Genomic DNA, 25586 nt, shown 5'->3' on the forward strand with positions numbered 1-25586 from the left:
AAACTCTCCTTGATATCAGCCTTACGAGATATAACGGTAGTACTACAGGTAATAAATATCTATCGAAAGATAGTTAGTGCCCTCATTTGGGGTAACAAAAGCCCCAAGCCATACGGCTTGGGGCTGTGTGGGGCTTCGAGACGTTGTGCGACTACTACTGGACCTTCCGTGCTTGCCCGGTCTCCTGCCGATATTGGAATTCCGATGGTGAAACGAATTCGCCTTCCCAGACGTTAGCCTCGTTGAACTGCACGTCCACGATGGCAACGTGGCGCAGAATTGACGAACGCGAAATCAAAATTGAGCCGATCGCAGAAGTGCCCAACAACAGGATAATCGCGCCGATGCCCACGATTGCGGTGGACCAGTGCGGGTCAAGCAAAAAGACTCCGATGATGATCATCGAGACTCCGAAGCCCGACGCCGTCGACAAGACAGACATGCGGGCATACACGTCGCGGAAAGTCAGCATTCCGGCGCCACAAATCACGAAGTTGCCCGCCCCGATGAGGATAAAGATCGAGGAAATAATTTCCATAACGTCCATTAGCGAGCACCCCTCAACAAAGCACGAGACAACGAAACGGCGGATAAGAACCCAACCACCGAGGCCACGAGCATCAAGTCAAACGTATAGCCAGAACCTTTCAGGAACCCACTAAGCCCCAAAAGTGCGACCAGCACGAACAACAAGAAGTCCGCTGCCGAAACGCGGTCCGAGCGAGTCGGGCCAACGAGCATACGATACGCAGCCGGCAGCGCCGACAACGCGATCATGACGATTGCAATAGCGATAACGGTAGTCATTATTTGGCGTCCTCATTCAGTCGTGGACGAAACATAATTCCTTTCAGCATGCGCTCTTCCATATCCCGAAGATCGTCGCGCAATTCGTCAGCGGTTTTGTTGTACATGCCGTGCACATACATGATCCGGACACCATCTTTGGTCTCACCGGCGCCGACCACCAACGTGCCGGGGGTGATAGTCACCAAAGCTGCGAACAGCGTGTAGTGACCACCTTTGAAACTACGGGATTCATAGCGGGCCACACCGGGCGTCGAATCATGGCCGCGGGAAATGATGTCGCGAATCACCGACATATTCGCGACCACAAATTCCTTCAAGTACCACAGCCAGAAGCCCACCATGCGAAAAGGCCAAGTAGCAATATCCATTAGTTTTTCACCGCCTCAACGTAGCTGGAGGTATCCATCAGGTTATTGGCGGCGACCTCGGAATACTGCATCAAATATTCGCCGCCGAGGCCGAGTACCAGCGTGATAGCAGCGGTAATCACAGCAGGAGCTGCCAACCAGAAACCAACGCGGGATTTCGGTGTGGTTGTCGTTTCCGTCATGGTTTGCGAATCACTCCGGGTATAGGTCGCTACTCCGCCGCCCAACGTGCCATGTGCACCATCTGGGTCTTGCCCATGCCCTGGATCCGGTACTGGAGTTTTCGGGTCGCCCCAGAAGACGCCGCCCCAGATCTTCAACATCGATAACAACGTGATCAGCGAGACCACCACCATCACAACCAGTGGGTAGATCAAACCAGCATCCCATGTGCCCATCATCAACGAGAACTTCGCGACGAAACCAGAAAATGGTGGGATGCCAGCCAGCGACAACGCGGCAACGAAAAATGCTACGGCCATAATCGGTTCGCGTTTAGCCATCGCGGTTATCTTGCCCAGCTCGCCAGTGCCGTATTGCACCTCGATAGCACCAGTGGACATAAACAGCGAGGCTTTGACGATCATGTGGTGCACCAAGTAGAAAATACCGGCTGCCAGCCCAAGCTCGGTAAACAGTGCCACGCCCATCACGATATAACCCAACTGGGAGACCATGTGGAAGCCCAGAATCGACCGCGTGGTCTTTTCACCGACCGCACCTAATACGCCGACAAGCATGGTCAAGCTAAACAACGCGACCATGATCCACAGGAACCGTTCGTCGCCGTCGAAAAGCACCGCGTAGATGCGGTAGATCATGTACACACCGACCTTGGTGTGTAGACCAGAAAACAGCGCGGTAATCGCCGGGCTGGTGTATGGGTAAGTCTGGGCCAACCACGAGTGCACGGGCACGATCGATGCCTTGATAAACATCGCCAGCAAACAAACCGAACCAGCCAAGGCCACGGCCGGGTCTTCTTTCGCCGCACCGGCAAGCTCGGCGAGGTTAATGCTGCCTGCGGTGCCGTAGACCAAGCCCACACCAACCATGTAGAGCGTGGAGCCCAGCAGGTTCGATGCGATGAACAAGCGCATGCCGCCGACCAGCAGAGATCCGCCGCGCCGGTGAATCGTCAGCGCATACAGACCATAAGATGGCAGCAGCATGATCTCCAGGCAGACGAAGAAGTTGAACAGGTCGCCTGTCAAGATCGCACCGAAGACACCGGCCATCAGGATCAGGATCAACGGTGCGGAGAACCGTTGTTTCGTCAATCCCGTGGCTGCAGCAAACCAGGCACAAACCAGACCCAATACTGCCGTGGTGACAAGCATCAACACCGCGAACATGTCAGCAACGAACGGAATCGAATAACCGAAGCCCCACATGCCGATACCGTGCGCAATGGTTTGGCCTTCAGAGACCAACGGGAACAACGCCGCAGATGCTGCGACGGCTCCGCCCAGCGTGGCAAATAGCACGATGTCTTGCAGCAACTGGAAGCGGTGTCCGACGACGAGTATGCCGCCCAAGATCAACGGCAGCGCAGTAAACAGTGGTAGTAGTACAGCAATATCCATTACAGAACCACATCCTGCTCGCGTGCGAGGTTAACTTCGGGGCGGGTGGCATCGTCTTTCTTGCCGACGGCTGCCGTGACGAACATCAGAACCGAGATCGAGAACGAAATCACGATCGCGGTCAACACCAGCGCTTGTGGCAGCGGGTCCGCTGCTTCGGCAACGGCCGCAGTGTCATGTGAACCGAACGGTTCAGTGCGCGACGACGTACCGCCCGCCGCGATGAGGATCAGGTTCGCTCCGTGCGAGAGCAGCGTAAAGCCGAGTGCAATGCGCAGCATGTCGCGGCGCATCATGAGATACACCGCGCAGCCGACGAGTAAGCCGGCAGAAATGGCGAGAGTCATAAATTAGTTCCTTTCTGCCTGAGGTTCGGCTTCCAGGGACCGGTCTGCAAGATCCGCATCCGCTCCTGGTTCGCGGGCATCAGCTTCGTCGGAATTCAACCGCGGCATACCCAATAGGTTGAACGCGGCGAGGATCATACCGATCACCGCCAGGTACACACCAAGGTCGAACAACAGCGCCGTCGACAAGTGCATGCCCAAGATGTGCGTATCGAGAGGTTTCAGGAAGGATCCTTCGATAAAGCCCAGCAGGCCGGTGGCAACGGCAATCGTGATGCCGCCGCCAATCAACGCCATATATGGCAGACGGATCTTGGCTTCGGCGTTGGATGGTGCAGACAGGTAAACCAAGGCGAATCCAGCCGATGCGATCAGCGCAGCAACGAATCCACCACCGGCTTCGTTGTGCCCGCGGAAGAACAGCAGAATCGATAATGCAACGATAATTGGGCCGACCAGCTTCGTGGTGGCGCGCAAGAACACAGAGTTCGCGCGTGCATCAATTAACGGCGAAGCCTTATCCATGTGCGTGTCGTGGACCGCCAGCAAACGGTTATTGGACAACAGCACCGCGATTGCGATGCCGGCGACGCCAAGCACGGTCAGCTCGCCCAACGTATCGAAGGCACGGAATTCCACCAGGATGACGTTGACGATATTGGAACCGCCCGTGAGCTCTTCGGTTTCGCGCAAGAAATACTCCGAGACATCGGAGATCTCGCGGCGTCCGGTCAGCGCCAGCACCGCCAACATGGTGGACACACCAACGGCAACCGAAAGCACGATAGACCAAAAGTGTGAACGGCGTGTGTCTGGGGTGAAGTGATCCGGTAGCCGGTGCAGAATCAGCACCAGCACGCACACGGTCAGAATCTCGACAGTCAACTGGGTGTTCGCCACGTCGGCAGCACCCAAGATGTAGAACCACAGCGTCATGCCGAAGCCCGCGATCGAGACCACGACCACCACAGTCAGACGAGATTTCGCCATCACGGTAGCCATACAGCCCATTGCCACGAGCAACACAAAAATCCAGTCGATGGCCCAGGCCCGCTCGCCAACGACCTCTGGCAGATCGTTCAGGGTGAAGATGCCAATCACAGTCAGCGCGATAACACCAAGCAGCGGCAGCACCAGGTGGCGGCGCATCGACGTCGTGCCGGTTGCGGCAGTGAAATACTTATTACCGGTGTTAATGATGCCTTGACGTAGGAACTCCACCACGTAGAGGCCGGTGACCGGGGCACCGAATACGGACATGGCGCGGAACAGCTGATCACGGTTGAGAACCAGCAAGGCACCGACGACGATGATCAGCGCCGACATACCCAGAGCCATATTGAATCCGTGCCAAATAGCCAGGTGTACGTGTTGATCGGTACCGGTAACCGCCAACGCGGCATCGTCGACAAGACCGTCGACCGCGCCCGGGTACAGACCCAACGCAAGTGTCAGTGCAGCCAACAACGCGGGGATGATCCAGAAGCTCAAGGCGGCTTCTGGCACTGTCTTTTCCACGTCCTGCGCGTCTTTCTTGCCTGCACCGAAGACACCGATGATGTATTTGAAGGAATACACAAAGGTGAACATCGAAGTCAGTACAATGCCCGCGGTGATGAGGACGTTCATGTTATCGCCGAATGGTGCCTCCAGCGCCGCCTCGATCAAACCTTCTTTGGAGATGAAGCCGAACAACAGCGGAATTCCGGCCATCGAGGTTGCGGCAATAACGACCAAGGTCTTGGTCACTGGCATATTCGTGCGCACGTGTTGCAGCTCAGAGTATGACCGCGTACCCGATTCGTGTTCGACGATACCGACCGACATAAACAGCGCGGCTTTGAAGCAGGCGTGCGCAATGGTGTGCACGATCGCTGCAGTCAGTGCAGCATCGGTGCCGATACCGACGGTGGCGACCAACAGGCCGAGCTGCGACATTGTGGAATATGCGAGCAATTCTTTCAGGTCGTCGCGGGTCACTGCCGTCATGGCGCCGAAGGCAGCGGTGAACAAACCGCAGACGATCAGCAAGATATTCCAGATTGCTACCTCGCCAAACAGTGGCGAATAGCGCAAAATCAAGTAGATACCAGCCTTGACCATGGCTGCGGCGTGCAGATAGGCCGAGACCGGCGCGATAGCCACCATCGAGTCCGGCAACCAAGCCTGGAACGGGAATTGTGCAGACTTCGTAAACGCTGCACCCGCGACCAAGATGGCCACTACGGTCAAGGTTCCAGGGTTGTCCGCCCAGTAATCGGACGCAATGACTTCACTGAGCTGCATCGTGCCCGTCGATACGGACATGATGATGGTGGCAGTCAACAGCAACAGACCACCCAGCACCGTGACCAGGAGGGTACGGATGGCTGGCTGATGCCCCTTCTCACCGGAGTTCCCGATAAGGAAGAAGGAACACAGCGTCGTCATTTCCCAAGCAACATAGAAGACGAAAAGGTTATCGGTGGTCACCAACAACGCCATCGCCGCTGCGAAGCCTGTAATGAAGAAATAGAACGCTGAGTCCTTGTGGTGCAGGTAGCGGGTGGAATACATCAACACCCCGGCACCAATCACCAAGACCAACAGCAAAAAAACGAACGAGAGACCGTCGAGGCGGATATTAAAGTCCACGCCCAACGACGGTATCCACGACGTTGATTCCGTGTGTACCCCGTCGTAGACGGAAACCGCCATAACGGTTGCAATGATTAGCGGTAGCGCCAACACCCAACCCGCGTTTCGGCCTAGTAGGCGCGAACACAGCGGGGCGCTGGCCACCGTCACCCCGAGTAGCGCTAATAAGGAAAAAATCATCGTCGCTTAGGTTATCACGTTCAGCTAACGCTCATTTCCCAAGAGCGCGTCGACAAAAGACTCGATTTCGAACGGCGCCAAATCATCTGCACCTTCGCCCAAGCCAACGAGTTTGACCGGAACACCAAGTTCTTCTTGCACCTGGAAGACAATGCCTCCCTTAGCGGTGCCATCGAGCTTGGTCAACACCACGCCGCTGATGTCGACGACCTCCCGGAATACACGAGCCTGCGCCAAACCATTCTGGCCGACGGTCGCATCGATGACCAGCAAAACCTCGTCGACTTCCGCTTTCTTCTCGATGACGCGTTTGACCTTGCCCAACTGGTCCATCAGGTTATTCGACGTGTGCAAGCGGCCTGCGGTATCGACCAAGACCACGTCAACGCCCTCGTCGACGCCGGTGGCGACTGCATCGAAGGCGACCGAGGCTGGGTCTGCTCCTTCAGCGCCACGCACGGTGGTTGCGCCCACACGTCGTCCCCAGGTTTCCAGTTGGTCCGCCGCTGCCGCACGGAAGGTATCCGCGGCACCAAAGACAACATCGTGGCCCATGGCGACCAACACGCGCCCGAGTTTGCCCGTGGTCGTCGTTTTGCCTGTGCCGTTAACGCCGACGATCATGGCGACGGCTGGCTTTCCGTCGTGCGGCATGGCTTTGATGGAGCGGTCCATCTCTGGCTTACCGACTTCGATGAGAGCCTCACGCAGCATCGCACGGGCTTCGGCTTCACTCGACACACCACGCTCTGCGATTTTGTCGCGCAGCAAGTCGGTGACTTTCATGGTGGCGTTGGTTCCCAGATCCGCCATGATCAGGGTGTCTTCAATTTCTTCCCAGGCGTCCTCGTCCAGATCACCTGCGGTGAGAAGCCCCAGGACGCCCTGCCCGATCGCGCTTTGCGACTTAGATAGACGCCCGCGCAGCTTCGACAGACGCCCCGCCGCCGGCGCAATGTCTTCTTTGGACGCAATGTCTGCTGCTTTGGGCGCAGCGTCTTCTTTCACAGCAGGCTCTACTGCTGGCTCCGGCGCAGGCTCAGCTTCTTCTGATTGAGCTTCTTCTGACTCAACCTGTTCTGGCCCAGCTTCGTGCTCGGCTACGGGCTCGGACTCGACGTCCGGCTTTGCCTCGCTCGAAGTTTCCGGTTCGGTCTCTTCAGCGTCTTCTGCGGGCTCCCCTACCGGCTCCGCGGTGTCCGGTTCTGTTTTCTTATCCTGCGCTTCAGATTCAGCTTGAGCCGCTTCAGGTTGAGCCTTTTCAGGTCGAGCTTCTGCAACCTCAGCAGATTCAACAACGGACTCATCCGCATGCGCTTCATCCGGTGTTTCAACCGGCTCTTGTGCTTCCGGCTTTTCTTCCGCCAGTGGCTCACGCGGCTCACGTGGCTCAGTTGTCGGCTCTTGTGGCTCCGGCTTAACAACTGGCTGCTTCTCGCCTGCCCCTCCAGAAGCAAAATTAAAACCACCGGTGGCTTGGTAATTACCGGATTTTTGCTGTTGCGTCAGCTGTTTCGGTTCCTCGGCATCCTCACCACCGAAACGGACTGTCTTCGACTTTTTACGCTTGGTACCAACGATGAGCGCAATGATGACGATCAGCGCCAGCACAACAGCGGCGACGATCACCCAAAACGCGACGGCATTGTTTGTCGCAAAATCAACGAGACTATCCCACCATGATTCTGAAGTATTCATGGTCTCCATTCTGGCAGCCTTCCTTGTTTTTTACATGCGCAGCCCCAAAATTGTCCCGCACTGACTCTCGACGCAGTTTCGCTCCTGACGATTTCTTCGCTGCTGATGACTCATTAGTAGCGAATTTACCGTTGGCATACCGGTGCCCAACTCTGCCGGTTACCGGATCTCTTTCTGCATGCCCCATATTGTTGTGCCCATCATGTTTGTCGTTGTTATCAACATGATGTGATCTGCACAAAAGGGTTAGATTCTCTATATCGGTAACACCACCTGCCAGCCACGGATCCAGATGATGCACATCGCATTCGTACCAATACGCTGCGCATCCCGGGTAAGTACAAGTCAATTCCGTCGTTGCCAGCGCAAGCTTTTGATACAAACTTGCGCTGCGCTTGCCTTTCGCCAGCGCCAACGGAAGTGACGCATTGTTGTCAGTCAAGGCCACGAAGTCATGTGTTCCGGCTTGCAAAGCTAATAGATCGGCTGGTGTGAGCTGATCCCCAGTTCCGGTGGTGAACAACGTCGATCCCGTCATGTTTTCCACTTCAGCCACCGTCGTGGTGACAATAATGCTGCTCACACCACCATTGTGTGTTTGCCGGTAACGGTCGACATCAACGCAGAGATCCGCAAGCTTGTCGACGCGGCGCTGCGCCAGCGTACGCGGGTCCGTCGACTCATCGGCTTTACTGGTTCCGCACCCAAGCACAGCCTTGACGACGGCTGCACGCTTGGCATCAAGGTAGCCGGAAAAACGCACGCCACCGTAGCGATCTGGCTCGGAAAACCGCAAACCACGGCGCCGAGAGGCTGCATCACGTCCGCGTAACAACGCGCGATCATCGACCTCTGTATTGGCTTCCCACACGCGCTCGGCCAGCCATGCACGCAAATCCCGGAGACCACGACCATCGTGATATTCCCCGATGGCTTCTCGCATAACCTCCACCTGCGATACCAATGCGAAAGGCAGCAAGTGTTTTACTTCGCGGCGAATAGCAGCGAGCACATGTTCCGGCACCGCAGCGTCGGTGTGTGCACGTAGCACGTCATGTTGGGCCGCACGAGCATTGTCATCACGAGAATCCATCTGTTCGCGAATCTCGCCCCGCTCAGCGTCGTCAAGACCAAGCGATGCAAGTTTGTCCTCGTCGACAGTGGTGCACGGCTCGTCGAAAAGCAACGCGGCCTGATCCAAACGGCCTTGCGCCAGCGCACGGGACAGGCCAAGCACTTGCATCAGGTACTGAATGGGCTTGGAAGATCCAACGATGCGCCCAGCATCCGCGGCTACCACAGCCTGCGCGAAATAGGCATCCAACAGGGTTTTCTTTGCGGCCACCACTTCTAGCTTTTCAAAAGCGTCTCGCAGGTCAGAAAACTGAGCACCGTTGTCGAAAAGCGTTTCTTGCAGCTCCGCAAATCCTGCGGCGATCTTGTCGACGCCCGACGCTAAACGTTGCGCAACCGGAGAAGACGAGCCCTTCGTGCGGCATTCCCACACTATTGCCCAGGCCAGGCAGGAAGAGAATCGCCGTATTGTTCGATCCACTCAGCAATCGCTTTTTGCTCTTCGCCCTCGTCATACTTGTTCAGCAGCAGATCCTCGAGCGCACCATATTCCTCGTCAGACAGCGAAATCTCAGAAATCCATTGCGCCAACTCCGGGTGCGCGGCGGAAAAGTCCGGCCGCGCCAGGGTGTGCAAGCCTTCCGGCTCCCCCAGCGCACCCTTCGGGTCAGCCAAATCCTTCACCGGGTAGGAATTATTCGCCCAGTACGGCCGCCACAAAGTCACCACAACATCGCGGTGTTCAGCGATCGCGTCGTCCAGCTCAGCCAACATGGCGGGAGTCGACGAGGTTTTCAACGTGTACGAGTCCAAACCGTATTCCGGCATGACCTCGTTTTGTACGACATTAACCGCGCCAGAGCCAGCTTCGATTCCGATGATATCGCCGTCGAAACGCGCTTCCGCACCAACCAAATCCTCGATGGAATCCAGCTCGCTATATTCGGGAACAGCCAAGGTCAATCGGGCATTGGGGAAGAAAACCCCGACGTCTTCAATATTGTCTTTGAAACGCTCCCACTGATCTTTGTTGGTGCGTTCCGGCCAGCTCGACGGCACAATATCAATATCGCCATTGGACACGGCCGTATACACCGCCGCGACATCGTTGACCTCTGTGTGCTCGAAACTATAGCCGTGCTCGGAAGCGACATGCTCGATCAAGTTGGCCATGAGCAGCATATCGCTCCACGCTGTCATATAACCGAGGGTTAGTTCCTTGTCATCCCCCTCAGCAGATTCGTTCGAACACGCCGCCAGCGCCACCGAAGCAGCCGCCAGCATGGATACAAATGCTATTTTCTTTTTCACACCGCTAGTCTACGTGCCGCCTGCTACCCGCGCGCCAAGCGCTGCGAAAGCACATGCGTAATACCGTCTGAGCGCATCGTCACGCCATAGAGCACGTTCGCGACATCCATCGTCGGCTTCTGGTGCGTGATCACAATCAGCTGCGAATCCTTACGCAGCTCCTCAAACAACGCCAGCAGCCGTCGCAGATTCACATCATCCAGCGCTGCTTCCACCTCGTCCATCACATAAAACGGCGACGGGCGGGCCCGAAAAATCGCCACCAGCATCGCCAGTGCGGTCAACGATTTCTCACCACCGGATAGCAGCGACAGCCGCTTCACTTTCTTACCCGGCGGCCGGGCTTCCACCTCGATACCCGTGGTGAGCATGTCGTCTGGCTCGGTCAACAGCAAGCGCGCCTCGCCACCCGGAAACAGCGTGGCGAACACGCGCGGGAATTCCGCTTCCACGTCTTTCCATGCCTGAGTAAACAACTCCAGAATTTGCTGGTCGACGTCCGCGATCATATTTTGCAGGTCGTGCCGAGTCTGGATGACGTCGTCGAGCTGTTGCGACAGATAGTTGTAGCGTTCCTCCATCGCTTTGAATTCCTCAAGCGCCAGCGGGTTGACCTTGCCTAAAGCCCCCAAGTCCTTTTCAGCACGCTTGAGCCTTTTAGTTTCTGCCGCCCGGTCGAAATCCTCACCGGGGCTGTACTCGCGCACCAGGTCCTCGATCGCAATACCCAATTGCTCGCCTGCTTTATTCTCGGCTTCTTCCACGCGCACGGATGCCTGCGAGGCTTCCATGTCGGCTTGGTGGAATTCCTTCGTCGCCGCATCCAACGCCCGCCGCGCCGCGGACACTTCCGAGCGCACCGCATTCAACCGGGTAGTCGTCTCAGTGCGCCGGGCAGTCAGCTCATCACGACGACGCGCAGCCTGGTCGGTCGCGTCCTCGGCCCGATCCGCAATCTCCCGCGCATGCCCCAGCACCGCTTCGGCCAACTCTGCCTGCTGCTTGCGCCGCGCCATCGCTTGCTCGTGCCTGCGCTTGGCCACCCGCTCGTGTTCTGCTTGCCGACGCAGCGCATCGCCTTTTCCTTGCGCCTGCCCAGCCCGGTCTTGCGCACTGCGTGCCGCCACCGCAGCATCCATCTCCCGCGCTTTGGCCGCAGATAACGCGGCTTGTGCCTCCTGCCGCTGCTGGGCCAGAGAGTCAGTTTCTTCGTCCACCTCGCCTACACCGTCAGCCCCGGCGGCACCACCGTGCTTGTCGACGCGCGCGAGCCGGTCGCTGACCTCCCGGTGTTGGGTTTCCAGCTTTTCGCTGCGCGCGCGTGCCTGCTCGGCGCGTTCGGCAGCGGTCTCGTATTCGCGGGTATAGCGTTCCACCTGCTGGCGCACGCGTTGTTCTTCCCGCTCTGCGGATTGAATATCTGTATCGTGTTCGCGCAATGCCGCACCATGGTGCGCGGAATCCAGGCGGGCTTCTTCCGCGGATTGCTTGGCGCCTTCGATCGTGCCGGACAGCTGTTCTAACTCGGCTTGTGCAACGCGCAAACCCTGCTGGGCCTTCGCGACCTCTGAGCTTCGCTCCACCGCCGAACCCGCGTGTGAGCCAACTTCGACCCAGCCTTCACCAACCAACAGCCCGTCGCGGGTGACCGCCCGCAATCGTGGGTCTTCGGCAATCAGCTCTACCGCGGCCGCATAGTCTTCGGCCACGACGACGTCGGCAAGCACCCGGCCGACCGCCACTGCCACCGAAGAGTCAACGGTGATGTGATCGACCAACCACTCGGCCTGCACTGCGGTATCCACGTGCCACGCAGCACCGTCGCGGCTGGTATCCACCAATACCGCGCGCGTGGAATCACCCGCACCAGCAAGCAACTCGGCCGAAACGGGACCAGCCAATGCTTTCGCGTAATCACCCAAGGCGGCAGAAAGCGCAGCTTCCCATCCGGCATCCGCACGCACGAGATCCACCAGGTCACGCCAAGAATCATCCAGGTGTTCGCGGATGTCTTGTTGTGGTGCCTGCGCCTGCAACGTGTCGATGCGTGATTGCAGGGTATAGACCACGCGCTCGCGTTCCCGCTGGTTTTCGCGTAGCTCGTCCAAGCGCTGCTCGGCAGCCTTCGATTCCGAGTTGGCCTGCTGCGCACGCCCCGCCAGATTTTCCCGCTGCCCGCGCAAGTCCTTGGTTTTCGACGCCCAGTCGCGGGCTTCCGCACGTACTTCCCGCAGGCGCGCGCGAGCTTCCGTCCCAGTTTCTTCTGCACGCGCCAAATTCTCGCGGGCACTGGCCAGTTGCTGCGCAATCGATTCTTCTTCTGCGACAAGGCGCACCACGCCTTCGCGTCGATCAGATTCTGCGCGCAATCGCGCCAAGTGTTCGCGTTCGGCAGCCTGCACCGTCTCGTTAAGCTCGGCGACTTCCTCGCGGATCTCTTCGAGCTCCTCCGCCGCAACCTCAGCGGCCTCCACGAGTTCCTCGTGTTCCTCGTCTGCACGCAGCGCGCGGGCTTCCAGGTCATCCGGGTCCTGCCCAGAATATGGTGTGATATTTCCGGTATTGCGGGCACGGTCGGCGGCAATCCGCACGGTAGCGGCTATGCGCTCACTCAGCGCAGACAGGCGAAACCACAGGTTTTGTGCTGTTTGTTCTGCTGGGGTGACCTGCGAGAGCTGCGCTTCGGCTTCGGATTGGCGGGATTCTGCTTCTTCCAGGTGTTCCTGATTGGTATCCACCCGGGCACGAAGTTCTTCGGCTGTGGCTGCGGCCTGTTCTGCTTGCCCGCGCAACCGCACGATCTTCTCGCCGGCCAGCACCAACCGGGCCTCACGCACTTCTGCCTGCACAGTCGCAGCTTTGCGTGCAGTCTCGGCTTGGCGTGCCAGCGGCTTGAGCTGTTTCGATAGCTCGTCGGTAAGATCCTGCAGCCGGTCCAAGTTGGCCTGCATCCCGGTGAGTTTGCGTTGGGCTTTTTCCCGACGCCGTCGGTGCTTCAACACACCGGCGGCTTCTTCAATATACGCGCGGCGTTCTTCTGGTTTCGATTCCAGAATTTCCGAGAGCTTGCCCTGGCCAACGATGACGTGCATCTCGCGCCCGATGCCAGAATCAGACAATAATTCTTGGATATCGGCCAGCCGCGCTTTGGCGCCGTTGATTTCGTATTCGCTGGCCCCATCACGAAACATTCGCCGGGTCAGGCTGACCTCGGTGTACTCGATTGGCAATTGGCCGTCAGCATTGTCGATGGTCAGCGTGACTTCCGCACGCCCCAATGGTTTACGATCACCTGCACCAGCGAAGATGACGTCTTGCATCTTGCCGCCACGCAGAGTTTTCGCGCTGCCTTCCCCCATGACCCAGGCCAGCGCGTCAACCACATTCGATTTGCCAGAGCCGTTAGGCCCGACAACTGCACAGATGCCGGGCTCGAACTTCATCGTCGTCGCCGAGGCGAACGACTTAAACCCTTTCAGGGTCAGCGCTTTTAAGTGCATAAATTACGCGTGTAACGAACCTCGATGGCCTATTTCAGCGCATCTTCTTCGCTGCGGCGAGTCACCGGATCGGAACCGTCCCAGGCTTCCACGTTTTTCAGGCCCGGCAACATATCGCGGTGGAATACTGGGTCTTGGCCGCGACGTTTTTGCTGGTTGTAGTTCTTCAGCAGCTTGAGTGCGACACCACCCAACGGAACGATAGCGATCAGGTTCAGCACCACCATCGTCGCGGCGAAAGTATCGGCCAGGGCGAACACGACTGGGATGCTGGTAACCGAGCCGATGATGATGAAGGCCAGCACACCAACGCGGAATCCATTGAGAATCTTGGGCGATTCCGTCAAGTACTGCAGGTTTGTTTGTGCCAGGTAGTAGTTACCCAGAACCGAGGAGAACGCCAGGCAGAAGATGATGAAGGTGACGATGTGGATGCCCCAGTTACCGACCTCGTTAGCCAGCGCGGTTTGAGTCAGCGCAGCACCTTCGATGTTATCCAGCCCGTACTTGTGGTCTCCGCCCAGCAGGATGATGAAAGCAGTGATCGAGCAGACCAGCAGGGTGTCGAAGTAGACGCCCAGAGTCTGCACCAAGCCTTGTTTCACCGGGTGGGAAACGGTTGCGGTGGCCGCCGCATTCGGTGCAGAACCTTGTCCGGCCTCGTTGGAGAAGAGACCACGGCGCATACCGTGTGAGAACGCAGCACCGACGGTGGCACCAACCACCTCAGTAACACCGAATGCGTGGCCAATGATGTGGCCGATCATCCCTGGAACTTCGTTGATGTTGATGATGATGACTACCAGGCCGATAATCACGTACAAGCCTGCCATGAATGGCACGATAACCTGGGTGAAGTTCGCGATGCGCTGCACGCCACCGAAAATCACCACCGAAGAAATCGCGGCCAAGATGATACCGATGATCAGGTTGAAAACCCAACCTTCCAGTCCCAGGGAGGTGGACATGGTATCGACGATCGCATTCGACTGGAAAGCGTTATAGACAAAGCCGAAGGTGAAAGCCAAGGCGACCGAGAACACCGCGGCCAATGGCTTAAAGCCCAAACCGCGGGTCATGTAGTACGCCGGGCCGCCGCGGTAGTTGCCGCTGGATTCCTTGGTTTTCCACAGCTGCGCCAGCGTGGCCTCAATGAAGGCGGTCGCGCCACCGACGATGGCGATGATCCACATCCAAAACACTGCGCCAGGGCCACCGATGGTGATGGCCACAGCTACGCCGGCGATATTGCCGGTACCGACACGGGAAGCCGCAGAAATAGTAAATGCTTTGAAAGCGGAGATGCCGCCGTATTCAGGGTCTAGGTTCTTGCCTTTACCCTTTGGCCCTTCCCCGAGCGAACGGAACATGTCGCCGAGTTTGGTGATCTGCACGCCGCTTGTGCGCACAGCGAAGTAGACACCAGATGCAATCAGCAACCACGGGATGATTGCCCAAATGCCGTCGTTGAACTTAACGATGACGGCTTCAACGCTTTCCAGGAAGTTCATAGCTTGCACTCTATAGTGTCATTGGCACACTGCACAAAAGTGACACGAGCGTTTGTTAATCACGATTCTGGTGATCTCATTCCCGCAGCGTCGGCATGGTTTTCCGGTTTGGCCATAAGCGTTCAGTGAGCGTTCAAAATAACCGCTACCGCCATTGACATTGACGTATAAGGCGTCGAAGCTTGTTCCACCTGCTTCTAGCGCCCGCGCCATGACATCGCGCGCCGCTTCCACCAAAGCCACCGCTTCACGTTGTAATAGCTTATTCGCAGGCCGTGCCGGGTGAATGCGCGCGGCCCAAAGCGCTTCATCGGCATAAATATTGCCAATTCCGGAGATAACCTCTTGGTTCAACAGCACGGATTTCACCGCAGAACGACGCTTACGCAACGCTCGGGCCGCTGCCACCGCGTCAAAATCCGGGCTAAACGGATCCGGGGCGATGTGCGCTGCTGGTTCTGGCAGATCAGGGCGTTCACCTGAAAACTCGCATACTAACCAACGGCCGAAAGTCCGCTGGTCGACGAAGGCAAGCTCGCGCTTGACGACGCCCGGCCCAGCGCTACCGTCGCCGACGAGCCTCGTCGGCACTTCCAGCTCCGCGCGAATCCGCAGGTGTTTCGACTGCACCTGCCCTGGCTTGCCAACCAGCATCTGCCCGCTCATCCCCAGGTGCACGTATAGCGCCTGGCCGTCGGCAAGCTCTGCCCACAGGAATTTCCCGCGTCGGCACCAGCGCTTAATCACCGCATCCTGCAGCAGCCCGGCCAACGGGAATTCTTGCCCGCGGTTGGCCCTAGGGTGCAGAACCTCGACTTTGCCAAACCGCGCGCCGGTGGTGTGCTCGGCCAAACCAGAGCGCACAACTTCGACCTCAGGTAACTCTGGCACGGGCTAGACCTTGATAGCGTCAGGGTTTGCCTGCACCAACTCGCAAGCCTGACGTGCCGCCTGCTGCTCGGCCGTCTTCTTATTCGGTCCTTCGCCGTGGCCAACTTCTGTCTGGCCGACGGTGGCAGTGACATAAAACGTCAGCTCATGGTCCGGGCCGGTACGTTCATCGGAATAGACCGCCATCGGCAGCTTCGCTTCCGCCAACATTTCTTGCAGCGTCGTTTTCCAATCCAAGGTGCGGTTGCGGGCTGATGCACCCACGATCTTGGAGTCGAACAACCGCAAAATCACTTCCCGGGCGGTGTCAAAACCATGCTGCCGATAAATCGCGCCGAGTAGTGCCTCTGTGGTGTCTGCAAGGATAGAGTCCTTGTCACCGCCGTGGGTAAGCTTTTCTCCTTTACCCAGCAAGATATGCGGGCCCAGGTTGATCTCGCGGGCGACGTCGGCAAGCCCATAGCGCGAAACGATCGACGCACGCATTTTTGAAATATCTGATTCCGGCCGGTCCGGGTGGCGCTCATACAGCTTCGCGGCAATGGATAAGCCCAGCACGGCGTCGCCAAGAAATTCCAGGCGTTCGTTGTTCGGCAGCGTGCCGTTTTCATTAGCAAACGAACGGTGCGTCAGCGCCAAGCAGAGGTATTCATCGGAGAGTTCCACACCCAGCTGGGATAGCAGCGGCGTGTGGTCGACCGCAGCAAAAGCCTCTGCCAGGGCTTGTTCCCCAGTGAGCCGGGTTTTCTTGTTCGATCTAGTCACGGAATTTCTCCAGCCCCGCCCAACGCGGATCGATTCGTTCCTGTGCATCTTCTTCGCCTGATACCCCATCTGGTTCTGGGGTAAGGGAATCGTCGGGGCAGCCGCCCTCACACACCGGATTAAATGGCAAGGCAACTACCAACTCATCGGTGAGGGTTTGCAGAAGATCAATGGTGTCTTCGTGGCTGACCTGTGGGATTTCATCCCCTGAGCCCTCGTCCTCATCGTCTTCGGCATCACCGGTGATGAAATCATCATCCGCCGAAAAAACCTGACTGATACGGACGGTCATTGGACGTTCCAACGGGCTCAGGCAACGCGAGCACTCGCCGCGGAGCACGGCGCTCACATCAGCGTCGGCCATGATGCCGGACCCCAACGAATGCAGCACAGCATCGATGGTGACTTCCGCGCCTTCTTCGATGGCGAGCATTTCCGCACCGATGCGTCGTGGTGCCGGTCCGGTGTGCGTGGTCTGTTCTGGGCTCTGCTGCTGGGTAAGCAGCGCTTTGACGTCGAAAACAAATGGTGATGTCATAACTCGTCCTAGCATACCGGCCCAGGGTAATTAGTAGGTTTCGCCGGGTTCTTCCCAGCGGCGAGCACTGCGCCCATTGGCACTTACTGCCCCTCCGGCTCCCGCACCGCGACGCAGGGCAGCACGGTCACGGGTGACGGTGCGTAATACGCCATTGAGGTTGTCTTCGAATTCGCCCAGGCGAGCATCGATGTAGTCATCGCATTCGGTACGCAACTGCTGCGAATCCGCGTGTGCCGTGGACACGATGCGCTGAGCTTCTTCTTCGGAGCGCCGCACGACCTCTGCCTCAGAGACCAAACGCTGTTGTTCTGCCATTCCTTCGTCCACGCTGCGCTGGTACGAGGCATTACCTTCGGCAACCAGGCGTTCGGCTTCGTCACGGGCACGGGTGACGGTGTCTTCTGCCTCATCGCGGGCGCGGGTGGTCATTGCTTCGGCGTCGGCCTCCGCGCGATCAACCATGTCGGTTGCGCGAGTCTGGGCGTCGGCAAGAATATCGTCGGCATCAGCCTGCGCATCATCGACGATTTGATTCGCGCGCTCTTCGGCTCCGGTGAGGATCTCGTTGCGGTTATCCAGCACATCCTGCGCGTCGTCAATTTCCGTCGGCAGGGCATTGCGGAGGTCATCCAACAGGGCCAGCATGTCATTGCGGGGCACCATACAGTTGGAGGTCATTGGCACGCCATAGCCTTGCTCGACGTGTTGGACTAGTTCATCAAGCGCTTCAAAGACACGGTACATAATTGCCATCTTAAACGAGCTGGATATGCGAACGGGTCTGCCACGTCGGTGTGAACGTGACAGACCCGGATCGGCCTACCAGATGGCTATTAAATAACGCCCTGCTTAGATATAACGCCCAGTTTAAATAACGCCCTGTGCCAGCATGGCGTCGGCAACCTTCTTGAAGCCCGCGATGTTGGCGCCAGCAACGTAATCGCCTTCGCGGCCGTAGGTCTTGGCTGTCTTCGAGATGGACTGGAAGATATTCGCCATGATCTGCTGCAGGCGCTCATCGGTGTATTCGAAGGACCAGGAGTCACGAGTAGCGTTTTGCTGCATCTCCAGCGCGGAGGTAGCAACACCACCAGCGTTGGCAGCCTTACCCGGGATGAAAGCAACGTCCTTGGACTGGAAGTAGTGAGCCGCCTCTGGGGTACATGGCATGTTGGCACCCTCGGCAACGTATTTCACACCGGCCTCGGTCAGGCGCTTCGCGTCGTCTTCGTCCAGCTCGTTCTGGGTGGCGCATGGCAGTGCGACGTCGCCGGATTCTTCCCAGATGTTGCCGCCGTCGTGGAAGGTCACGCCGTCTACTTCATCGGCATAGACGTGGATGCGCTCGCGACGGTTTTCCTTGATATCGCGCAGCTTGTCGACGTCTACGCCATTCGGGGTGGAAATATAACCGGACGAGTCCGACATAGCCACGACGGTGCCGCCAAGTTCTTGCACCTTCTGTGCAGCGTAGATGGCGACGTTACCGGAACCAGAGATGATGACCTTGGAGCCTTCGAAGCTGTCACCGAAGTGGTTCATCGCTTCTTTGGTGATGTAGACGACGCCGTAACCGGTCGCTTCAGTACGCACCAGGGAACCGCCCCAGGTCAGGCCCTTGCCGGTCAGGGTGCCGGATTCGTGTTGGTTAGCCAAACGGCGGTACTGGCCAAAAAGGAAGCCAATCTCGCGAGCACCAACCCCGATATCACCGGCCGGAACGTCGCGGTATTCGCCGATGTGGCGGTGCAGTTCAGTCATGAACGCCTGGCAGAAACGCATGATCTCGGCGTCGGAACGGCCCTTAGGATCGAAGTCCGAGCCACCCTTGCCGCCACCGATGGGCAGGCCAGTGAGGGAGTTTTTGAAGATCTGTTCGAAGCCCAGGAACTTAATGATGGACAGGTTGACCGATGGGTGGAAACGCAGGCCACCCTTGTATGGCCCCAGCGCGGAGTTAAACTGCACGCGGAAACCACGGTTCACCTGCACTTCACCATTGTCATCGGTCCATGGCACGCGGAACATGAGCTGGCGTTCGGGCTCACACAGACGCTCGATGAGGCCGTAGTTGGCGTATTCCGGATCCTTTTCTAGAACGATCTTGAGGGAGTCCATAACCTCTGCCAGCGCCTGGTGGAATTCTGGCTCGCCGGCGTTACGCTCGAGCAAACGCTCGTAGTAACCGTTGACTTGCTTTTCGACGTTCATGATCTCTGTGACCTTTCTTGTGGGTTGCACCAACATTTTTTAGTTTTCACTCACGTGAGACATTTCGCAACCAACGGCAAAGACAATCCGGAAACATACCGGTCATCCTATTGGAACCTACCCCCATAAGTGTGCAATGCGCCATCATGCAACAACGCATCACACCGCTAGCCTGACGTTTTTCGACGGCCGTTCGACAGGTATTACCCCAATCCCCCACCACCGACCAGGCCGCCGTCTCACGCAATCGCGGCTCGGTTAATCTGACTGACATGAATATCGTTATCGCCCCGGATTCGTACAAAGGATTCGCTACCTCGGACCAAGCGGCCACGTGGCTTGCCGACGGCGTCGCCGAGGTTCTCCCCAATGCCACCATCACCACCTTTGGCATGGCCGACGGCGGCGAAGGAACCGCTGCTCGGTTTTCCGGTGACACCATCACCTTGCCGACGACGGATGCCGCCGGGCGCCTGACCGAAGCCAGCTATCGTTACGACCGCGCCACAAAAACCGCGTATATCGATATCGCGGCAGCGTCCGGCCTACCTGCAGTTGCCGATAAACTCGATGCGCTGACCGCTGATACCTACGGCACTGGGGTGCTGATCGCGGATGCGCAAACCCGCGGCGCACAGCGCGTTGTTCTCGGGTTGGGTGGGTCTGCCACCACCGATGGCGGAATGGGCATCCTGGTTGCGCTGGGTGCCGCCCCACATGACAAGCGTGGCTATCCCCTACCGAAAGGCGGCGGGCCGCTGGATCGTTTAGAACACATTGATACAGCTAATCTGAACGTCGCCGCCGCGGGAATGGAATTCGTGTTGTTGGCTGATACCACTGCGCCAGCTTGTGGCCCGAATGGCAGTGCCGAGGTATTTGCCCGCCAAAAAGGCGCCAATGACGAGCAGGTTGCGCACTTGGATACCGCACTCGCCCGGTTATGTGACATCACCGACGTGGACTCGGATGCGGAATTTATGGGGGCTGCTGGCGCCACACCGGTGGGGTTGATCTGGTTGTCGCGGCTGATTTACGGGACGAATGATCACGTGCATTTATTGCCCGGTGCTGCGGTCGTTGCCCAGGAATTGGGCCTTCCCGACGCTATTGCCCAGGCGGATCTCGTGATTACCGGTGAGGGCGGCTTTGATGAGCAGTCTGGCCGCGGCAAGGTCATTAGCCAGATCTCACAGCTGGTCGATACAGCACGGCACCATAACGGCAACGATGACGACGATACCGCCCCAGTATTGGCTATTGCCGCTGCAGAGTTCAGCACCAAGCCGGGCGAAAATGTGCTCAGCGTGCAGCTTGCACCCGGTAAGGATGTGGCGGAGCAGCTACGCGCTGCGGGGGCAGAGATCGCCCGGAAGTTTCAGGAGCGCTCCCGCTAACGGAAAATGTTAACCGTCCACGGGTAGGTGGCGGGCTGCTCGTAAGCTTGCTCATTTTCAAGCAGCACCCGGTCATTCGGTAGTGGTGCTTCTGGGGTTAAAAAGCGAGACAGCGCCATGGTCAACTGGTTGACTGAGCCTTTCACCCCGTCGACCTCGAAGCGGTAGCGGTGCATGGCGCCGTCTTCGAGTTCGTCGTCGTTGTGCTCGTCCTCGTAGATGCGGTGTAGTTGTTCTACAATGTCGTCGGCGACTTTCGGGTTGTCATCGAAGGACAGCTTCGCCGATTTCAGCATCTCGGATTTCACGAGTTTATCGCAGGCAAGCTCGTAGTTTTCACGCAGCCGTTGTGCTGGCTCTGCGGGGATGAGAACGTCAAACTGAATTGTTGGCATAGCGATAAGCCTACCCTCATTATTTTGCGTTGCCTAGAAGCATACGTGTGCCGTTATTCACGGTTTTCTTGCCGACGTTACCTGGCCGCTGCACGTTCGCCGCCCCGCAAAATCCAATTGGTCTACGCAAAACGAAAGCCGCCACCCCGTGTGGGATGGCGACAGTCTAGGAGAGAACAAGTTAGCCTTACACGCAGCTTCAGCTCCGCGCTAAACCTCAACGTTAAGAAGCAACGATGTTTACTTCTTCGCAGTCTTGTTCAACTTCTCAGCAGCGTGGAATGCAGCTTCGACCTTGTAGACCTGGTCTGCATCAAGAATCTTCTTGCGTGCTTCGCGCTTCTGCTCGTGGGACAGATTGGTGAAGCTGTCCAGCTGCTTCAGGGCCAGCTGCTTCGTGCGGGCCAATGCTTTACCAACAAAGTTGGTCGCTTCCTTAACCGCTTGGTTCGCGGTGTTCTCAGCCTCGCCGGTCTCAAAAGCTGCTTCTACCTCGTAGACTTGGGTCGCAGCCTCAACCTGCTTCTTGTAGGCTTCTTTCTGCTGCTGGGTCAGGTAGATGAAGTCCTCAAGCTTTTGGAGCGCTTCTTTCTTGGTGTATTCCAGGGCCTTCTCGACGTCGGTCTTTTCGCCAGCCTTTCCTGGGGCTTTCTGACCTGGGGCCGGTGCGAATTGCTGAACAGGGTTTTTGTTCTCAGCCTTTGCAGCGGTCAAAACGGTGCTTACATCGTTTTCCGAAGTCGCATCTTCAATTTGCTTCTTGAAGATGCTCCGCTGCAATGGGTTTAGCGAGGTGAGCATTTCAAGTTCAACTAGCGCCTCTGCCCTGGCTTCATTCAATTCTAGATTTGGCTGCTGAAGTTTCTTCTTTGCCTGTTGAAAGGTGTCATTCAACTGGTCATCTTTAAGCGCAGAAATTTCATCTTCAGAGAAACCAGCAGCAGACAAACGGTCCTTGATCAATTGACGAATCTCTGTTTCAGATTTGCCACGACGAAGCGCATCAGCCACCATACGTGCAGTCTCTTCAGCTGCTATACCTTCGTCTGTGCCACCAAACTCAGCTTCCAAGCGCTGTGGGGAGAACTTTTCTTCCGGTGTTACTGAAGCACTTGGATTCCCCTCCTGATTGCCCCCCTTCTGCTGTAGTGTCTGCTTCGCGGAATCAACGACAGACTTCAGCTCAGAATCCAGCTGGGATTCATCGTAGTCTTTTAGATCTTGCTCTGTGAAATCAGCTCCATTTTTGTCGGCGGCATTTTTCAAACCAGTATGCAAGATTTTTTGAACATCAGCTTGCGAAGCGCCTCCTTTAAGAGCATTCGCAGCTTCCTTTGCAGCATCAACGGCGACATCTCCAGCCTCAGTACCAGAAAATTCCGCGTACAGATCTTCCCAGCTCGGTTCGTTTGCTTCCACAGCCATTGCATAGTTTGCAGTAGCGAGGCTACCTCCAGCAACGGCTACAGCCGCAGCGATAGCAATTCCACGGCGCTTGACGGTGCCGACGACAAGTTTAAGGTTAGACACGATTGGTCCCCTTTCAATAGGTACTCAGGGCGCTACGGCGGGCTGCCGTTGCTTTCGTGATTAAACTTAAAGCGGTTTTATGTGTTGTTGAACAAAAATACTCGTGAGTTTGTTACTGAAAAGTTAAGAGTAAGCTGACAGCAAGAAATGCACACCTGACCTGCCATAAGATAGCTCTAATTCAATCGTGGCTTCCAACACAATTGGCAACGAGAAAGCCGCACCCTCGCTATGAGGCTGCGGCTTTCAATAGCCCGAGATTAGGCTAAAACCTGCGATACTGTCGGCTTAAAGCCGGATTCCGATCTGCGCAAGAGCGTCTCGAACCTTTGCTTGGATGTCACCAGCGCCATTGAAAAAGTTAAAGATGCTGAAGATTCCACCAAAGATCAGTCCTAGCGCACCGACTCCCGCAGCAATTCCAAGGATGCCCTTGACAGAATCCGATGCTCCGCTTGGCTTCCACCAGCGCGACGAATCATCGTTCTTTCCAGGCTCGGTGCCCACCTGGTCGTCACCATTGTTGCCTGTCCCGTTATCTGAAGTATCATCGTTCTGGCTGCCATTATTATTTTGGTTCAGCTCTTGCTTCAGCTTGTCAAGCTCTTTCGCTGCTGCATCCACTGCGTTTTGTTGTGCTTGTAGCTTCAGGGCTTGCTCTTTGAGCTCAGATTCTTTCTTATTGAGCTGAGATTGCTGAGCAGCCTGATTCTGAGCCTTTTGCTCCAATTCTTTCTTTAGCTTGTCAAGCTCTTTCGTAGCTGTATCCAATACATCTTCTTGTGCTTGTAGCTTCGCGGCTTGCCCTTTAAGCTCAGATTCTTTCTTATTGAGCTGAGATTGCTGAGCAATCTGGTTCTGAGCCTTTTGCTCCAGCTCCCCCTTCAGCTTCTGAAGCTTTTCGGCTTCCAGGCTAAGCTCTGCAGCCTTTTCGATCAGTTTTTCACGCTCCTGCTGCAGTGTAACCTTTTGCTTCGCCTCATCAGCAATTGCAACAACCTGATCATCAGCAACAGCAGCCACCTCATCATCAGAGAAGCCAGCCTGCTTCAAACCATCACTGATTATTTTCTGAATCTCTTCAGAAGACTTGCCTACCTTAGCCGCATTAGCAACCTTATGAGCCAGCTCTTCAGCAGCCTGCTCATCTTTCAGGACCTCAGAGATTTGAGCTTGCAAAGTTGACTCATCAATGTCACCTTCGCCAAAGCCAGCATCACCAGTTTTCGCTGCTTTCTTAACAGCGTCGGCAAAAATCTCTTCTACCTCAGCAATAGAGGCACCCGCTTTGACGGCATCAGCGGCTTTTTGTGCCGCGTCTTTGGCAATCTTGTCAGAGTTCTCACCGAACTCTGACCCCTGCTCAACACCAGATTGTTTCTGCTCAGCATCGTGAGGGGATACCTTTTTCGTCGCCTCTTCAACGATCGCAGCAACCTGATCATCAGCAACAGCAGCCACCTCATCATCAGAGAAACCGGCCTGCTTCAAACCATCATTAATAATTTTCCGAATCTCTTCAGAAGACTTACCTTCCTTAGCCGCGTTAGCAGCCTGGTTTGCCAGGGCCTCTGCAGCCTGCTCCTCCTTCAAAACTTCAGAAATCTGTGCATTTAGTTCTGCATCAACAATGTCTTTTTCTCCGAAGCCAGCATCACCAGTCTTCGCAGCATTTTTCACTGCGTCTTCGAAAATCTTCTTGATTTCATCAACAGGAGCTCCATTTTTCATGGCGTCAGCAGCTTGCTTCGCTGCTTCATTGGCAATCTTGTCTGACTCTGCTCCGAATTCAGAAGCATTCGGTTCTGCTTTCTTGGCGTCTGCAAGTTTTTCGGCAGCAGAATAAACTTCGACAATCTCCGAGTCATTAATTGATTCCACATCGGCTTCTGAAAAACCAGCATCTTTGAGGCCCTCTTTAATAATGCCCTTAACCGCTTCCTGGTTCTGGCCAGCTTGCACCGCTTGCGCAACCTTATGTGCCAGATCGGCAGCTGCTTGCTCTTCCTTAAGCAGCTCGACGATTTGCTGGTTCAACTCATCTTGCCCCAGGCGCTCAATGTCATCTTCGTCAAAACCGGAATCATCATTTTTCGCAGCCTCTTTTACAGCGTCAGCGAAAATTTTATTTACTTCATCAGCAGATTTCCCAGCAGCCAAGGCATCCGCAGCCTTTTTAGCAGCAGCTTCCGCTTGCTTGCTTAACTCACTGTCTAGACCACCAAATTCTGCAATGAGCTCCTCTTGGGTTGGCTCGCGATCAGACTTTTGTTCCTCGACCCGCTGCTTGGCCCCACTGACTATTGCCGCAACCTGAGAGGTATTTTCGTCAGTGATTTCAGCAGAGTTGTATCCAGCACCTTCCAAGCCAGACTTCACAATTCGATTGATGTCCTCTTCAGACTTACCCTCCCGAATCGCAGTATTTACCTGATGAGCCAATTTTGCTGCATCTTTTTCATCCGCGACAAGTCCATCAATTTGGTATTTTAGTAATTCCTGATCAATTGCTTGCACATCCGCATCAGAAAATCCTGCGTCATCAGTCTTTGCTGCCTTGTTCAATGCATCTTGGAAAATCTGATCAACATCATCCACGTTGCCCTTGATCAGCGCCTCATATGCTTTTTGCGCATACTCCTTCGCAATCGCATCTGCCTGTGTGCCACCAAATTCGGCCTTCAGCTCTTCGTATGTCGGATCGCGATCTTCTTCCTGCGCAGATACGTAGTTCGCGGTTACGAAACCGCTACCAGCAACTGCCACTGCCGTTGCAATAGCTAATCCACGACGCTTTACAGATCCGATAGCTGGTTTTGGCTTAGACAAGGCCA

At 56.4% G+C, this 25586-nt stretch carries 20 protein-coding genes; 1 reads left to right on the top strand and 19 read right to left on the bottom strand.

Going from position 1 to position 25586, the window contains the following annotated elements:
* Positions 1-154: 154 nt before the first annotated feature.
* The 16 genes from ACP8MI_RS06700 to gdhA form a co-directional block, all read right to left on the bottom strand.
* Positions 155-547 carry a cation:proton antiporter gene (locus ACP8MI_RS06700; RefSeq protein ID WP_026167746.1) on the bottom strand — a complete coding sequence of 131 codons (393 nt, stop codon included), beginning with the start codon at positions 545-547 and terminating at the stop codon, positions 155-157.
* On the bottom strand, positions 547-807 hold the full coding sequence (locus ACP8MI_RS06705) for an MrpF/PhaF family protein (RefSeq protein ID WP_018119796.1): 261 nt from the start codon (positions 805-807) through the stop codon (positions 547-549). The genes ACP8MI_RS06700 and ACP8MI_RS06705 overlap by 1 nt, the downstream gene beginning before the upstream one ends.
* The gene (locus ACP8MI_RS06710; protein ID WP_249605884.1) at positions 807-1178 is read right to left on the bottom strand and encodes a Na+/H+ antiporter subunit E; all 372 of its coding nucleotides are present in this window, start codon (positions 1176-1178) and stop codon (positions 807-809) included. The genes ACP8MI_RS06705 and ACP8MI_RS06710 overlap by 1 nt, the downstream gene beginning before the upstream one ends.
* Entirely contained in the window at positions 1178-2764 is a 1587-nt protein-coding gene (locus ACP8MI_RS06715; RefSeq protein ID WP_018119798.1) for a monovalent cation/H+ antiporter subunit D family protein, read from the bottom strand. Before ACP8MI_RS06715 ends, ACP8MI_RS06710 begins: the two co-directional genes overlap by 1 nt.
* The gene (locus tag ACP8MI_RS06720; RefSeq protein WP_018119799.1) at positions 2764-3111 is read right to left on the bottom strand and encodes a sodium:proton antiporter; all 348 of its coding nucleotides are present in this window, start codon (positions 3109-3111) and stop codon (positions 2764-2766) included. Before ACP8MI_RS06720 ends, ACP8MI_RS06715 begins: the two co-directional genes overlap by 1 nt.
* Before the next feature lie 3 nt (positions 3112-3114).
* The gene (locus ACP8MI_RS06725) at positions 3115-5928 is read right to left on the bottom strand and encodes a DUF4040 family protein (RefSeq protein ID WP_018119800.1); all 2814 of its coding nucleotides are present in this window, start codon (positions 5926-5928) and stop codon (positions 3115-3117) included.
* A 24-nt stretch (positions 5929-5952) separates the two neighbouring features.
* Entirely contained in the window at positions 5953-7635 is a 1683-nt protein-coding gene (ftsY, locus tag ACP8MI_RS06730; protein WP_249605886.1) for a signal recognition particle-docking protein FtsY, read from the bottom strand.
* The gene (locus ACP8MI_RS06735; protein WP_284572697.1) at positions 7598-9133 is read right to left on the bottom strand and encodes an HNH endonuclease signature motif containing protein; all 1536 of its coding nucleotides are present in this window, start codon (positions 9131-9133) and stop codon (positions 7598-7600) included. The genes ftsY and ACP8MI_RS06735 overlap by 38 nt, the downstream gene beginning before the upstream one ends.
* A complete protein-coding gene (locus ACP8MI_RS06740) occupies positions 9133-10011 on the bottom strand; it encodes a glycine betaine ABC transporter substrate-binding protein (RefSeq protein ID WP_490290625.1) in 879 nt (292 codons plus the stop codon). The genes ACP8MI_RS06735 and ACP8MI_RS06740 overlap by 1 nt, the downstream gene beginning before the upstream one ends.
* Positions 10012-10034: 23 nt before the next feature.
* Positions 10035-13511, bottom strand: a complete 3477-nt coding sequence (gene smc / locus ACP8MI_RS06745; RefSeq protein ID WP_490290626.1) for a chromosome segregation protein SMC — start codon at positions 13509-13511, stop codon at positions 10035-10037.
* 29 nt (positions 13512-13540) lie between these two features.
* A complete protein-coding gene (locus tag ACP8MI_RS06750) occupies positions 13541-15022 on the bottom strand; it encodes an alanine/glycine:cation symporter family protein (protein WP_049148507.1) in 1482 nt (493 codons plus the stop codon).
* An 18-nt stretch (positions 15023-15040) separates the two neighbouring features.
* Complete coding sequence (mutM, locus tag ACP8MI_RS06755; RefSeq protein ID WP_126843701.1) at positions 15041-15913, bottom strand: bifunctional DNA-formamidopyrimidine glycosylase/DNA-(apurinic or apyrimidinic site) lyase; 873 nt, start codon at positions 15911-15913, stop codon at positions 15041-15043.
* Between the two features lie 3 nt (positions 15914-15916).
* Entirely contained in the window at positions 15917-16678 is a 762-nt protein-coding gene (rnc, locus tag ACP8MI_RS06760) for a ribonuclease III (protein ID WP_284606967.1), read from the bottom strand.
* Positions 16671-17216 (bottom strand): YceD family protein, encoded by a 546-nt coding sequence (locus ACP8MI_RS06765; RefSeq protein WP_126843699.1) that lies wholly within the window; start codon positions 17214-17216, stop codon positions 16671-16673. Before ACP8MI_RS06765 ends, rnc begins: the two co-directional genes overlap by 8 nt.
* Positions 17217-17246: 30 nt before the next feature.
* On the bottom strand, positions 17247-17963 hold the full coding sequence (locus tag ACP8MI_RS06770) for an SPFH domain-containing protein (protein WP_126843816.1): 717 nt from the start codon (positions 17961-17963) through the stop codon (positions 17247-17249).
* 123 nt (positions 17964-18086) lie between these two features.
* Positions 18087-19430, bottom strand: a complete 1344-nt coding sequence (gene gdhA, locus ACP8MI_RS06775) for an NADP-specific glutamate dehydrogenase (RefSeq protein WP_126843698.1) — start codon at positions 19428-19430, stop codon at positions 18087-18089.
* A gap of 272 nt (positions 19431-19702) precedes the next feature.
* Between gdhA and ACP8MI_RS06780 the strand changes: the two genes are divergently transcribed.
* Positions 19703-20827 (top strand): glycerate kinase, encoded by a 1125-nt coding sequence (locus tag ACP8MI_RS06780; protein ID WP_126843697.1) that lies wholly within the window; start codon positions 19703-19705, stop codon positions 20825-20827.
* On the opposite strand, the gene ACP8MI_RS06785 is transcribed toward ACP8MI_RS06780, so the two are convergent.
* The 3 genes from ACP8MI_RS06785 to ACP8MI_RS06795 form a co-directional block, all read right to left on the bottom strand.
* On the bottom strand, positions 20824-21222 hold the full coding sequence (locus ACP8MI_RS06785) for a hypothetical protein (RefSeq protein ID WP_126843696.1): 399 nt from the start codon (positions 21220-21222) through the stop codon (positions 20824-20826). The two genes, ACP8MI_RS06780 and ACP8MI_RS06785, sit on opposite strands and share 4 nt — an antisense overlap.
* 240 nt (positions 21223-21462) lie before the next feature.
* Positions 21463-22752 (bottom strand): GA module-containing protein, encoded by a 1290-nt coding sequence (locus ACP8MI_RS06790; RefSeq protein WP_126843695.1) that lies wholly within the window; start codon positions 22750-22752, stop codon positions 21463-21465.
* Positions 22753-23040: 288 nt separating this feature from the next.
* The gene (locus ACP8MI_RS06795) at positions 23041-25581 is read right to left on the bottom strand and encodes a hypothetical protein (protein ID WP_126843694.1); all 2541 of its coding nucleotides are present in this window, start codon (positions 25579-25581) and stop codon (positions 23041-23043) included.
* Positions 25582-25586: the final 5 nt, after the last annotated feature.

It is taken from the genome of Corynebacterium sp. LaCa_70, from assembly GCF_058182015.1.

What these genes read in the sequence shown, in the direction of transcription:
- ACP8MI_RS06700 (WP_026167746.1), bottom strand. Translation starts at nt 547, where the DNA reads ATGGACGTTATGGAAATTATTTCCTCGATCTTTATCCTCATCGGGGCG.
- ACP8MI_RS06705 (WP_018119796.1), bottom strand. Translation starts at nt 807, where the DNA reads ATGACTACCGTTATCGCTATTGCAATCGTCATGATCGCGTTGTCGGCG.
- ACP8MI_RS06710 (WP_249605884.1), bottom strand. Translation starts at nt 1,178, where the DNA reads ATGGATATTGCTACTTGGCCTTTTCGCATGGTGGGCTTCTGGCTGTGG.
- ACP8MI_RS06715 (WP_018119798.1), bottom strand. Translation starts at nt 2,764, where the DNA reads ATGGATATTGCTGTACTACTACCACTGTTTACTGCGCTGCCGTTGATC.
- ACP8MI_RS06720 (WP_018119799.1), bottom strand. Translation starts at nt 3,111, where the DNA reads ATGACTCTCGCCATTTCTGCCGGCTTACTCGTCGGCTGCGCGGTGTAT.
- ACP8MI_RS06725 (WP_018119800.1), bottom strand. Translation starts at nt 5,928, where the DNA reads ATGATTTTTTCCTTATTAGCGCTACTCGGGGTGACGGTGGCCAGCGCC.
- ftsY (WP_249605886.1), bottom strand. Translation starts at nt 7,635, where the DNA reads ATGGAGACCATGAATACTTCAGAATCATGGTGGGATAGTCTCGTTGAT.
- smc (WP_490290626.1), bottom strand. Translation starts at nt 13,511, where the DNA reads ATGCACTTAAAAGCGCTGACCCTGAAAGGGTTTAAGTCGTTCGCCTCG.
- ACP8MI_RS06750 (WP_049148507.1), bottom strand. Translation starts at nt 15,022, where the DNA reads ATGAACTTCCTGGAAAGCGTTGAAGCCGTCATCGTTAAGTTCAACGAC.
- ACP8MI_RS06765 (WP_126843699.1), bottom strand. Translation starts at nt 17,216, where the DNA reads ATGACATCACCATTTGTTTTCGACGTCAAAGCGCTGCTTACCCAGCAG.
- ACP8MI_RS06770 (WP_126843816.1), bottom strand. Translation starts at nt 17,963, where the DNA reads ATGTACCGTGTCTTTGAAGCGCTTGATGAACTAGTCCAACACGTCGAG.
- gdhA (WP_126843698.1), bottom strand. Translation starts at nt 19,430, where the DNA reads ATGAACGTCGAAAAGCAAGTCAACGGTTACTACGAGCGTTTGCTCGAG.
- ACP8MI_RS06780 (WP_126843697.1), top strand. Translation starts at nt 19,703, where the DNA reads ATGAATATCGTTATCGCCCCGGATTCGTACAAAGGATTCGCTACCTCG.
- ACP8MI_RS06785 (WP_126843696.1), bottom strand. Translation starts at nt 21,222, where the DNA reads ATGCCAACAATTCAGTTTGACGTTCTCATCCCCGCAGAGCCAGCACAA.